The organism is Pseudomonas fontis (assembly GCF_028656955.1).
Taxonomy (GTDB): domain Bacteria; phylum Pseudomonadota; class Gammaproteobacteria; order Pseudomonadales; family Pseudomonadaceae; genus Aquipseudomonas; species Aquipseudomonas fontis.
On sequence record NZ_JAMDGY010000074.1, the window covers coordinates 1 to 11,594 of the forward strand.

The 11,594-nt window shown below is 64.3% G+C and carries 13 protein-coding genes; 4 read left to right on the forward strand and 9 right to left on the reverse strand.

Annotation, left to right across the window (positions count from 1 at the left end; all coding sequences use genetic code 11):
* Nucleotides 1–24: 24 nt before the first annotated feature.
* The 4 genes from M5G11_RS20825 to M5G11_RS20840 all read right to left on the reverse strand — a co-directional run bounded on the left by M5G11_RS20825 (nucleotide 25) and on the right by M5G11_RS20840 (nucleotide 2,190).
* The gene (locus M5G11_RS20825; protein ID WP_273909770.1) at nucleotides 25–216 is read right to left on the reverse strand and encodes a hypothetical protein; all 192 of its coding nucleotides are present in this window, start codon (nucleotides 214–216) and stop codon (nucleotides 25–27) included.
* Between the two features lie 232 nt (nucleotides 217–448).
* Nucleotides 449–778 (reverse strand): DUF2790 domain-containing protein, encoded by a 330-nt coding sequence (locus tag M5G11_RS20830; protein WP_273925345.1) that lies wholly within the window; start codon nucleotides 776–778, stop codon nucleotides 449–451.
* A gap of 153 nt (nucleotides 779–931) precedes the next feature.
* Entirely contained in the window at nucleotides 932–1,684 is a 753-nt protein-coding gene (locus M5G11_RS20835) for an anti-sigma factor family protein (protein WP_273909772.1), read from the reverse strand.
* Complete coding sequence (locus tag M5G11_RS20840) at nucleotides 1,681–2,190, reverse strand: sigma-70 family RNA polymerase sigma factor (protein WP_273909773.1); 510 nt, start codon at nucleotides 2,188–2,190, stop codon at nucleotides 1,681–1,683. Before M5G11_RS20840 ends, M5G11_RS20835 begins: the two co-directional genes overlap by 4 nt.
* Before the next feature lie 133 nt (nucleotides 2,191–2,323).
* Between M5G11_RS20840 and M5G11_RS20845 the strand changes: the two genes are divergently transcribed.
* Nucleotides 2,324–3,370, forward strand: a complete 1,047-nt coding sequence (locus M5G11_RS20845) for a catalase family peroxidase (protein WP_273909774.1) — start codon at nucleotides 2,324–2,326, stop codon at nucleotides 3,368–3,370.
* Complete coding sequence (locus tag M5G11_RS20850) at nucleotides 3,367–3,891, forward strand: cytochrome b (RefSeq protein WP_273909775.1); 525 nt, start codon at nucleotides 3,367–3,369, stop codon at nucleotides 3,889–3,891. Before M5G11_RS20845 ends, M5G11_RS20850 begins: the two co-directional genes overlap by 4 nt.
* Nucleotides 3,892–3,931: 40 nt before the next feature.
* On the opposite strand, the gene M5G11_RS20855 is transcribed toward M5G11_RS20850, so the two are convergent.
* From M5G11_RS20855 to M5G11_RS20865, 3 genes are all read right to left on the reverse strand, one after another.
* Nucleotides 3,932–5,176, reverse strand: coding sequence for a lipoprotein-releasing ABC transporter permease subunit (locus M5G11_RS20855; protein ID WP_273909776.1), 1,245 nt, complete (start codon nucleotides 5,174–5,176; stop codon nucleotides 3,932–3,934).
* A 70-nt stretch (nucleotides 5,177–5,246) separates the two neighbouring features.
* Nucleotides 5,247–5,930, reverse strand: coding sequence for a lipoprotein-releasing ABC transporter ATP-binding protein LolD (gene lolD, locus M5G11_RS20860; RefSeq protein ID WP_273909777.1), 684 nt, complete (start codon nucleotides 5,928–5,930; stop codon nucleotides 5,247–5,249).
* Nucleotides 5,931–5,937: 7 nt separating this feature from the next.
* On the reverse strand, nucleotides 5,938–7,188 hold the full coding sequence (locus tag M5G11_RS20865; protein WP_273909778.1) for a lipoprotein-releasing ABC transporter permease subunit: 1,251 nt from the start codon (nucleotides 7,186–7,188) through the stop codon (nucleotides 5,938–5,940).
* A gap of 94 nt (nucleotides 7,189–7,282) precedes the next feature.
* Here M5G11_RS20865 and M5G11_RS20870 point away from each other — a divergent pair, with 94 nt between their 5' ends.
* Nucleotides 7,283–7,870 (forward strand): PilZ domain-containing protein, encoded by a 588-nt coding sequence (locus M5G11_RS20870; protein WP_273909779.1) that lies wholly within the window; start codon nucleotides 7,283–7,285, stop codon nucleotides 7,868–7,870.
* Between the two features lie 27 nt (nucleotides 7,871–7,897).
* Complete coding sequence (locus M5G11_RS20875; RefSeq protein ID WP_273909780.1) at nucleotides 7,898–8,620, forward strand: glycerophosphodiester phosphodiesterase; 723 nt, start codon at nucleotides 7,898–7,900, stop codon at nucleotides 8,618–8,620.
* Between the two features lie 42 nt (nucleotides 8,621–8,662).
* On the opposite strand, the gene sthA is transcribed toward M5G11_RS20875, so the two are convergent.
* Nucleotides 8,663–10,057: a Si-specific NAD(P)(+) transhydrogenase gene (sthA, locus tag M5G11_RS20880; RefSeq protein ID WP_273909781.1), complete on the reverse strand. Its 1,395-nt coding sequence runs from the start codon at nucleotides 10,055–10,057 to the stop codon at nucleotides 8,663–8,665.
* Between the two features lie 172 nt (nucleotides 10,058–10,229).
* Nucleotides 10,230–11,216, reverse strand: a complete 987-nt coding sequence (locus tag M5G11_RS20885) for an FAD:protein FMN transferase (protein WP_273909782.1) — start codon at nucleotides 11,214–11,216, stop codon at nucleotides 10,230–10,232.
* Nucleotides 11,217–11,594: the final 378 nt, after the last annotated feature.

The following is an 11,594-nucleotide window of genomic DNA, read 5'->3' on the forward strand; positions in this document are numbered from 1 at the left end:
GCAAGACGGTATCTACAGGATGGGTTACTCTTCGTCATTCACCCGGCACAGCACGTCGAAACGTCCAACCGAGCGCCATTGCGGGTATTCCTTGCGTACCTGAACTTCAGCCTGGGCCAACGAGTCCGCCTCTACCGGCACATCCCCCTGACGCGACTCACGGCCCAGCCCACCATTGATCGTTCGATCAAACACCTGGCAATCAAAAAAATTCATGCGAAGACTCCTTGTCGTGCTGGTCGGATGGCCAGCCCGCCAATCATCGCCAAGCACCTGACTCGCCGGCTACCGGCAGCATTGCCCGCCCAGGGCTGTGTGGGAGCAACGGTCCTGCACAATTTTGTAGCCGCTGCCGACAGGCTGCGCTGGAGCCCGGGAGGGCTCCCAAAGGCGGCGCCTGCCATGCAGGCGAGCGCAGCCTCACGGCAGCGGCTACAACCCCGGTGCCTCAGCCCTGGAATTTCGGGCAGTTGCCCTGCTCGCTGTAACGCAGGGTGAGCAACTGCCCGCTACTGTCCTTGTAGGTCATCAACATGGGCTCTGCGTCACAACTGCGGGTGCTGGCGGTTTTCAGGATGACGTCACGCACATCCAGCTGCATGCCGTACTGATAGTCGCGCACCGCCGGCACGGCCAGCCCGTGCTGCTGCGCATAAACCTGAACCGCCCGCTCATGGGCATCCAGGCGCGAGTCCTGCTGATTCGCGGCCACTGCCAGCGTGGCCTGCCCTGCCATGACCATCACGACAGCAAAACCCAAGCACTTGAACCCTTTCATTTGCCTTACCTCGCACGTGCCAAACGGCGCTGCTCGGGCAAACGACAATCCCTGACGTTGATACGAAATCAGCCTGCCAGCCCAGATTGACGCCCGAGCTGCGCCGTGAAAGGCAGCCGGCAGGTACGCCCTTACAGCTTAGGCCCGGAAGGCCTACAGGGCGATGTCCAATACGTTGCGTAATTGTGCCGCGCGACCGTCGGCAGCATCGCTGACCAGCGCATAGTTGTAGTCCCCACGCGACCAGTAACGCGCCTGCAACGTACCATCGACCCGCTCGCCACGCGGCATGCGCGCATAGTGCTCACCCGGCGAGCGCAGGAACAGGCTGACCCGCTCCCCCTTGGCATCCTCGAACACCAACAACGCCGCCGGCCCCTGCTCGTTGCTGAGCAAGCGCGCGCCCACCGGCGAAAAACCGTAGGCCGACAGGTCGGGCACCGGCGCCGCCTGCTGAAAATGCTCGCCCAGCCACGCCTGCAACTGCGCCGGACGCTGCACGGCAATATCCAGGGAAGGTGCATAGGCAAACAGCCGATGCGCCTGCACGGCATCGGCCATGGGCGGATTGCTCGCCAGCAGGCTCGTCTCACGCGCCTGCCAGCCCCCCGCGCCGCCCAGGCCCAGCGCCACCAGCAACATCGCCGCCGTAGCCCAGCGCCGCTGCCGGCGCTGGCGCAGCGAGCGACGCACGGCGAGCGGGTCCAGGCGCGGGTTCAGCGGCTGTTCGGCCCACCCGGCCAGGGCCGTGCGCAGCAGCCGGGCATCACTGCGCCAGCCCTCGATGCGCGCGGCCTGCTCGGGGTTGGCGGCCAGGTACAGTTGCACCTCGCGGCGTCGCGCCGGTTCCAGGCGCTCGTCGACATAGGCATGCAATTCTTCTTCGGACGGGATCAACCGGCTCATTTCAACCTCCGCAGTGCCGGGGGCGGCGTGTTGCCCTCGGCCAGTTCACGCATCGCTGCCCGCGCCCGCGACAGGCGCGACATCACCGTGCCGATGGGCACGTCTAGGGCCAGGGCGGCCTCCTTGTAGCTCAGCCCCTCGACACTCACCAGCACCAGCAGCGCCCGTTGCTCGGTGGGCAGACGGGCAAAGGCAGCCAGCCCCGACTCGGCCAGGACAATGTCCTCGGTGCTGCTGCCACCCTCCTCGCCCCGCCCGAACCAGGCCAGCCAGCGCGCATGGCGACGCTCGCGGCGCTTGCCGTCGATAAACAGCCGGTAGAGGATCGAGAACAGCCAGGCGCGCAGGCTGGCTTCGGCGTTTTGCTGGGCACCACGGCTCAGCGCGCGCTCGACCGTGGCCTGGACCAGGTCGTCAGCGCTGCTGGCTTCGCGGGTCAGCGACAGGGCAAAACGCCGCAAGCGTTGGAGCATGTCGCGCAGTTGCGCGTCGTCGAGGTGGTTCATCGTGGCAATCCGGGCCCTGCTGGCGGTCAGTGTACGAGGCAGACGCGCGACGCCGGAAGTTATTCCCAGGCGTCGGGAATAAATCTTCCCGCGAACCGTCGTACCGGTTCATTCACTGACCGGATCGCCGCTCATGAGCACTCCGCTACAAGGCTCGGCCCGCCTCGCGCGCCTGGCCGCCATTGGCCTGCTGGTCACCGCCGTCGCGGCAGGCTTTGCCTACGCTGCTGGCTGGATCGGCCCCGACCGCCTGACGCCCAAGCGCATCATCGACACCTTCATGTCCCAGGCCGGCTACTACCCCGGCTACCGCAAGAACCACGCCAAGGGTTTGTGCGTCAGCGGCTACTTCCAGAGCAGCGGGCTGGCCGCGCCGCTGTCCCGCGCGCGGGTGTTCAGCCAGCCGACCGTGCCGGTAATCGGGCGCTTCGCCATCGGCGGCGCCAACCCGCTGGCCCCGGACGCCAACATACCCACGCGCAGCCTTGCCGTGCAGTTGCGCAGCGACGACGGCGAGCTCTGGCGCACCGGCATGAACACCCCGCCGGTACTCGCCGTGAGCACCCCGGAAGGTTTCTACGAGCAGGTCCTGGCGATGACCCCCGACCCGGCCACCGGCAAGCCGGACCCGGCCAAGTTGCAGGCGTTCTTCGCCAGTCACCCGGAAAGCGCCGCCTTCCGCCAGTGGGCCAAGGACTACAAGTCATCCGACAGTTTCGCCAATTCGGCCTTCCACAGCATCAACGCCTTCCGCCTGATCGATACTGCTGGCAACGCCCGCTACGTGCGTTGGCGGATGGTCCCGGTGGCGCCGTTCGAACCCCTGCCCGCCCAGGTCAACGACAAGGACTATCTCCAGCACGACCTGCAGCAGCGCCTGGGCCAAGGCCCGCTGCAATGGAAGCTGGTACTGACCCTGGCCGAACCCGGCGACCCGGTAGACGACCCTGCACAGCCTTGGCCAGCGGGTCGCCAAGAAGTGGATGCGGGCACCCTGGTGATCGACCAGGTCTACGCCAAGGAAGCAGGCGCCTGCCGCGACCTGAATTTCGACCCGCTGATCCTGCCAGGGGGCATCGAACCGTCTGCCGACCCGATCCTGGCCGCACGCTCATCCGCCTATGCCGAATCCTTCAACCGCCGCAGCCGTGAATCCGCCGGCCTGGGAGAGCGTTCATGAGCCGTTCAGGTGAACACTTCCACCCGCTGTCGCGTCTGCTGCACTGGCTGATGGCGCTGCTGATCCTGGCGATGCTGTTTGTCGGCGTAAGCATGGTCGGCGACCTGTCGCCCCGGCATACGCTGCTGGTCGGCATACACAAGCTGATTGGCCTGGCGCTGCTGGTGCTGGTGCTGATCCGCATCGGCGTGCGCTTGAAGTACGGCGCCCCGGCGCTACCGGGTGATTTGCCGGCGCTCCAGCGCCTGGCGGCCAAGGCTTCGCACTGGCTGTTGTACGCACTGATGCTGGCCATGCCGCTGATTGGCTGGGGCATGCTCTCGGCAGGCGGCTACCCGATCCCGCTGCATCTGCCAGCGCTGCTGCCGCATGACCTGAAGCTGTACGCCGTGCTACGCCTGGCCCACGGCTGGCTGGCCTACCTGCTGTTCGCCACCGTGCTGGTGCACCTGGCGGCCGCACTGGTGCATGGCTTGATCCGCCGCGATGGCGTGCTGCGCAGCATGTTGTCCGGACGCTGAAAACGACACCGCCGGCTAGCAGCCGGCGGTGTCGTGTGCATCACTCGTAGCGCAAGGCGTAGGCCGGCTGGATCTGCGAGGCCCGCCAGGCCGGGTACAACGTGGCCAGGAAGCTCATGATCAAGCCGGCGCTGCAGATCAGCGCGACATCGCCCCATTGCAGCTCCGACGGCAGGGTACTGATGAAGTACACGTCCGAGGTGAAGATATGCTGCCCGCTCATGCGCTCCAGCCAACCGACGATCTGGCTGACATTGAGCGCGGCAATCACCCCCAGCACGCCGCCAATCAGCGTGCCGACGATGCCGATCAAGGTGCCCTGGACCATGAAGGTGCCCATGATCTGCGCCGGCGTCGCGCCAATGGTGCGCAGGATGGCGATATCAGCGCCCTTGTCGTTCACCACCATGATCAGGGTGGCGATGATGTTGAACGCGGCGACCGCGATGATCATCATCAGCAACAGGCCGATCATGGTCTTTTCCATCTTCATCGCGCTGAACAGGCTGCCCTGGGTGTGGGTCCAGTCATCGGCGCGGTACTGGTCACCCAGCGAGGCGACGATGGCTGCCGAGACCTGCGGCGCGGCGTACAGGTCCTTGACCTTGACCCGCACGCTTTGCACCTGGTTCGGTGCCCAGTGCTGCATCTGCGCGGCGTCGGCGACGTGGATCATGCCCATCGAGCCATCCAGCTCGGCGCCGACCTTGAACACGCCAACTACCGTCAAGCGCTGCATGCGCGGGGTAATCCCGCCCGGTGCGGTGCTGACTTCCGGGACGATCAGGGTCAGTTTGTCGCCCACGTTCAGGCGAAAACGCCGCGCGGTGATTTCACCGACCACCACGCCGAACTCGCCAGGCTTGAGGTCATCGAGACGACCCTGGACGATATGCTCGGCGACGATCGACACCTTGGCTTCCTGGGCCGGGTCGATGCCGCTGATCTGGATCGGCTGCATCGCACCCTTGTAGGAAAGCATCCCTTCCATTTCGGTGAACGGTACGGCGGCAAGCACTTGCGGGTTCTTCAGCGCCGCGGCGGCCACCGGCTGCCAGTCGTCCAGCGGCTTGACGCCGACGATGGTCGCGTGGGGCACCATGCCGAGGATGCGCGCACTCATCTCGCGCTGGAAGCCGTTCATCACCGACAACACCACGATCATCGCCAGCACGCCCAGGGACAGGCCGATCATCGAGGTCATGGAGATGAACGAGATGAAATGGTTGCGGCGCTTGGCACGGGTGTAGCGCGTGCCGATAAAGATGGACAAGGGTCTGAACATGAACGAAGCACCCAGTAAAAAAGAATGAACACGCGGCCCGCCGCACACGGCGGGCCGCCTGCACGACCGGTCAGATCGCTACCAGGTGGCCTTCTTCCAGGCGCAGCACTCGGTCCATCTGCCGCGCCAGGTTGAGGTCGTGGGTGACCACCAGGAACGCGGTCTGCGACGAGCTGCTCAGTTCCTGCATCAGGTCCTGAATGCCTTGGGCGGTATGCTGGTCGAGGTTGCCGGTCGGCTCGTCGAGCATCACCAGGCCCGGGCGGTTGACCAGGGCGCGGGCAATCGCCACGCGCTGGCGTTCACCACCGGACAGCTCGGATGGCTTGTGGCTCAGGCGATGGCCCAGGCCGACACGCTTGAGCAGCGCTTCGGCGCGCTCACGCGCTTCGGGGATCGCGGTGCGGCCGATCAGCAGCGGCATACACACGTTCTCCAGCGCGGTGAACTCCGGCAGCAGGTGGTGGAACTGGTAGACGAAGCCCAGCGCGCGGTTGCGCAGCAAGCCACGGGCCCGCTCGCCCAACGCCGACAGCTCTTCGCCAGCCAGCCAGACGCTGCCCTGGGTCGGCGTGTCGAGGCCGCCAAGCAGGTTGAGCAAGGTGCTCTTGCCCGACCCGGAACTGCCGACGATGGCTACGCGCTCACCGGGGTGCAGTTCCAGCTGCAGGTTCGACAGCACCTGGACCGACTCCGGGCCCTCTTCATAAGACTTGCCCAGGTTGCGGCAACTCAGTACGGCTTTATCACTCATGCCCAACTCACTCATAACGTAGCGCCTCCGCAGGCTGGGTGCGCGCCGCACGCCAGGCCGGATACAGGGTGGCGAGGAAACTCAGGACCAGCGCCGCACCGCAGACCATCCACACATCCTCGGCCATGACCTGGGACGGCAGGTAGTCGATGAAATACACGTCGGCGTTGAGGAACTTGTGGCCGATCAGCCCTTCCAGCCCGGCAATCGCCGCGCTGACATTGAGCGCGGCAAGAATGCCCACCACAGCGCCAATCAAGGTGCCGACCACGCCAATCACCGTGCCCTGCACCATGAAGATGGCCATGATCTGCCCAGGCGTAGAGCCCAGGGTCCGCAAGATGGCGATGTCGCCCTTCTTGTCGTTGACCACCATCACCAGGGTGGAAATGATGTTGAACGCGGCGACCGCGACGATCAGCAACAGCAGCAGGCCGATCATGGCTTTTTCCATGCGGATGGCCTGGTACAGGTTGCCGTGGCTGCGGGTCCAGTCGCGGGCATAGAACTTGTCCTCGCCCAACGCCTGGGCAATCGACCAGGCGGTACGCGGGGCCTGGAACAGGTCGTCGAACTTCAGGCGCAGGCCCTGGACCTGGTCGGGCTTCCAGCGGTGCAGGCGCGACAGGTCGGAAAGGTTGGTCAGGCCCAGGTAGCCGTCGATCTCGCCGGCGCCCACGTGGAAGATGCCGACCACGGTGAAGCGTTTCATGCGCGGGAACATGCCGGCCGGGGTCACGGTGACCTCCGGGGCCACGAAGGTCAGCTTGTCGCCGACCACCACGCCGAGCTTGGCCGCCGCCCTGTCGCCGATCATGATGCCGAAGCTGCCGGGCGCCAGGTCATCGAGCTTACCTTCGCGCACGAAGTTGTCGATGATCGAGACATTGCGCTCCTGGGCCGGGTCGATGCCATTGAGCAGCACCTTCTGCACCTTGCCATCGTGGGTCAGCAGGCCCTGCATCTGGGTGAACGGGGCCACCGCCAGAACCTCGGAGTTCTGCTTTACTTTATCGGCAAGGGCCGGCCAGTCGTCAATCGGCTGACCGGTCTCGAGCGTAGCGTGGGGCACCATGCCCAGCACGCGGGTACGCATCTCGTGGTCGAAGCCGTTCATCACCGAGAGCACCACGATCATCACTACCACGCCCAGGGCGAGGCCGATCATCGAGGTCAGGGAAATGAACGAGACGAAGTGATTACGGCGCTTGGCACGGGTGTAGCGCGTACCAATGAATACGAAAAGAGGTCTGAACATGTCGGGGCTTGTTCGGATGAAAGAGGAACGTCCTTGTGGCGGGGTATGAACAGCAGCTTTACACTCAGACCACCGCCGCTACCATGGGTTCGCCATGTCGACATTAGATGAAGAAGATCGCCGCGAATACTACCGTATCGACGATAGGATCGCACTGGAAATTAGCCCACTGAGCGCTGCTGAAGCCCTTGGCACAGAGTTGTTGCAGGATGATTCGCCACTGTTCAATTTGCTCAGCGAATTGCACCTCAGCGAGTTCGAGTCCCAGCACCTGATGCGCCAGCTCAGTGACAAGGACCGCACCCTGGCCGCCTTCCTCAAGGCGCAGAACAAGCGTATCGACCTGCTCAGCTCGGTGGTTGCGCAAACCCTGCTGGGACATATCGGCGCGCCGCGCCCGGTGATTCTCTCCGAGGGCGGCATCGAGTTTGCCCAGGCCCAACCGATTGCCGCCGGCGCGCGCGTTGCGGTAAAGATGGTATTGATGCCGCAAGCGCTTGGCCTGCTGCTGCGGGCCAAGGTCACGCACTGTGATGTGCGCGCGGACGGCGACTACGAGGTGGGCACCGAGTTTGTCGACATGACCGACGCCCAGCGCCAGTTGCTCGCCCGCTACATCCTGCAACGGCAGGCGCAACAACGACGCCAGGCCCTGGAACAGAACGACCCGGCCGCCTCCTGACTTTCAGCCTTACTTGAAGGAACAAACGTGACCCTGATTTACGGCCACCGTGGCGCCAAGGGCGAAGCCCCCGAGAACACCCTGAGCAGCTTCCAGCACTGCCTTGAACACGGCGTACGCCGTTGCGAGCTGGACCTGCACCTGTCTTCCGACAACGAACTGATGGTCATCCACGACCCGACCCTCAAGCGCACCACCGGTCGCGGCGGCAAGGTCGTCGAGCACACCGCAGCCGACCTGGTGACCTACGATGCGCGCAAGGGCGGCCCGGGCTGGATGAAGCCCTGCCCTATTCCGCGGCTTGAGGAATTGTTCGAGAAGTGCGATTTCGAGCACTGGCAGCTGGAGGTCAAGAGTGCCTCGCGCACCCGCGCCGCCACCACCGTGCTGGCGATTCGCGAGATGGCCCAGCGTTTCGGCCTGCTCGACCGGGTCACCATCACCTCCAGCTCACGGGAAGTGCTCGGCGCCGCCCTGGAACTGACCCCGGATATTTCCCGTGGCCTGGTGGCGGAATACACCTGGCTCGACCCGCTGAAGGTCGCGCAGAACTATGGCTGTGAGTACCTGGCATTGAACTGGACACACTGCACCCCCGAGCGCTTGGCCAAGGCCCAGCGTCAGGGGTTGCATGTGTCGGTGTGGACGGTCAACGAGCCGGCGCTGATGCACCGGCTGGCCGACTTTGGCGTAGACAGCCTGATTACAGACTTTCCCGGTTTGGCCACTGCCACGCTTGGGAATCGCTGAAATCAATCTCCCCGGCCGGCTCAGGCCACCGGCCGGAGCCGCTCAAAAAAGCCGGTTGAGACCGTCGTAGGCAGCTACCCGATAGGCTTCGGCCATGGTCGGGTAGTTGAAGGTGGTGTTGACGAAATACTTCAGGGTATTGCGATCACCCGGCTGATCCATGATCGCCTGGCCGATGTGCACGATCTCCGAAGCCTGGTAGCCGAAGCAATGCACGCCGAGGATTTCCAGGGTTTCGCGGTGGAACAGGATCTTCAGCATGCCTTGCGGCTCGCCGGCGATCTGCGCCCGCGCCATGCTCTTGAAGAACGCCTTGCCGACTTCGTACGGCACCTTGGCTTGGGTCAGCTCCTGCTCGTTCTTGCCGATCGAGCTGATCTCCGGGATGGTGTAGATACCGGTTGGCACGTCGTTGACGAAGCGCCAGCTGCCGTTGTCGACGATGCTGCCAGCGGCCGAGCGGCCCTGGTCGTGGGCGGCACTGGCCAGGCTTGGCCAGCCGATCACGTCACCGGCGCCATAGATGTTCGGCACACAGGTGCGGTAGCTCTGGTCGACTTCGATCTGGCCACGGCTGTTGACCTTGACGCCGATGTTCTCCAGGCCCAGGCGGTCGGTGTTGCCGGTACGCCCGTTGCACCACAGCAAGGCGTCGGCCTTGATCTTCTTGCCGGACTTCAGGTGCAGGATCACCCCGTTGTCCAGGCCTTCGACGCGCTCGTACTCTTCGTTGTGGCGCACGGTGATGTTGTTGTTGCTGAAGTGGTAGCTCAACGCCTGGGAAATTTCCGAGTCGAGGAAGCTCAGCAGTTGGCCGCGGTTGTCGACCAGCTCGACCAGTACGCCCAGGCCGCTGAAGATCGATGCGTATTCGCAACCGATGACCCCGGCGCCGTAGACGATCAGCTTGCGTGGGGTGTGGCCCAGGCTGAGGATGGTGTCGCTATCGTAGATACGCGGGTGGTGGAAATCGATATCGGCTGGGCGGTATGGGCGCGAGCCGGTGGCGATGATGATGTGCTTGGCGACCAGTTTTTCGACCACGCCGTTGGCGCAGACCACTTCGACGGTTTGCTCATCGGCGAAGCTGCCGGTGCCGAAGAACACATCGACGCGGTTGCGGGCGTAGTAGCCGGTACGCGAGGCGACCTGCTTGGAGATCACCTTCTCGGCGCTCTTGAGCACGTCGGGGAAGGAGAACCAGCGTGGTTCGCCGATGGCCCGGAACATCGGGTTGGTGTTGAACTGCATGATCTGGCGGACCGAGTGACGCAGGGCCTTGGACGGGATGGTGCCCAGATGGGTGCAGTTACCGCCGACCTGACGACGGCTATCGACCATCGCTACCTTGCGTCCTGCTTTGGCGGCATTCATTGCCGCCCCTTCTCCTGCGGGGCCGGAACCCAGCACCACTACGTCGTAGTTGTAGACAGCCATGCGTACTCCTTCAGAACAGGCCCGGATGCCACGCTGGCGTCCGGGGCTACATCATGGCGCGCTTGGCGCCATGAAAAAATTCGGGTGCAGTCTAATCAAGCTTGAGCGCCGCGCACATTAACCCTTGGTCGCGTCGTAGGCTATTTTTCTCTGCACTACATGCAAGACACCTTCAATCCTTTTCGCCGGCAACGCCGGCTCCCACGGTTGGCGTGGGAGCCGGCGTTGCCGGCGATGGGCTGCCCTGGCAGCCCCCGACAGCCTGCTCGAACGCCGGGGTACAGCGAGAGACGAAGCCCGTACCCGCACGGGTCACGAAAACCGCTGCCAACTGATGCGCCAGGGCAAAGTCCCAGCCTTGCTCGGGGCCCAGTATCAGCAGCAGTGTCGAATAGCCGTCGGCCAGCAGCGCCGAGTGCTCGATCACCGTGACCGAGGCCAGCGTATGGGCCACCGGCCTGCCCAGGCGCGCATCGAAGGTATGTGAATAGCGTTGGCCATTCTCCTCGAAATAGTTGCGGTAGTCACCCGACGTGGAAACACCGTAGCCATCGACGGGGATGACCTGGTGGGCGATCTGGCGGTCATCGCGGGGCAGCTCCAGCGCTATCTGCCAGGCGCTGCCATCGGGTTTGCGGCCGACGGCCTTGAGTTCGCCGGTGGCTTCCACCAGGAAACTGTGGATGCCCATGGCCTGGAGGCGTTCGACGATCAGGTCCACGGCGTGGCCGGCGGCGATGCTGTTGAAGTCGAGTTCGACGGCTGCCTGCTTGCACAGTTGCTCGCCCCTGATGCTCAGGTTGGCGTGGCCTACGCGTTGACGGGCTTGTGCCAGCGCGTTCGGGTCGGGGACTTTTTCGCCGCGTGATTGCGGGCCGAAGCCCCATAGATCCAGCAGGGGTTCGACGGTGAGGTCGAACGCGCCGTTGCTTTGCCGGGACAGGGTTTCGCCGGTCTGGGCCAGTTGCAGAAAATCGGCGGGAAGTGTTTGGCAACTGTTGGCGGGGAGCTGATTGAAGTGTTCGACCAGCGAGTCGCTGCGGTAAGTGGAGAAGCGTTGGTCGATGCCCTGGAGGATGCTTTCGACGGCTTGCTGAACCTGCGTTGGCGCGGGGCCTTGGGGGGTGCGGACGTACTGCACGGTGTAGCTGCTGCCCATGGTAGGGCCGCTGATGTGTTCGAGGGTGTCGTTGCGATTGCAGCCGCAGAGTGCGGCCAGGGCAACGGTGGCGATCCAAATTTTTTTCAAAGGTAATTCCCCCACCAACCCATCCCGACGCAATCCTGCTGTTGTTGCTGCTGCTGTTGCTGTTGCCGTTGCCGTTGCCGTTGCCATTAATTTTTGTGCGCAACAGTTCAGACACTGCGGACCTCCGGCCCCCCAGGAGGCTGAGTGGAGCCCACGCGGAGTGGGGTGAGGGCCATGGATGGCCCGAAAGCGCCGATGGGCCAGGGACGGCCCTTCGGCGCGGCCCCATGGAGCGTGGGCGGAAGGAAGGGACCCGTAGCGAAGCGAAGGGCCGGATGATGGGCCGGG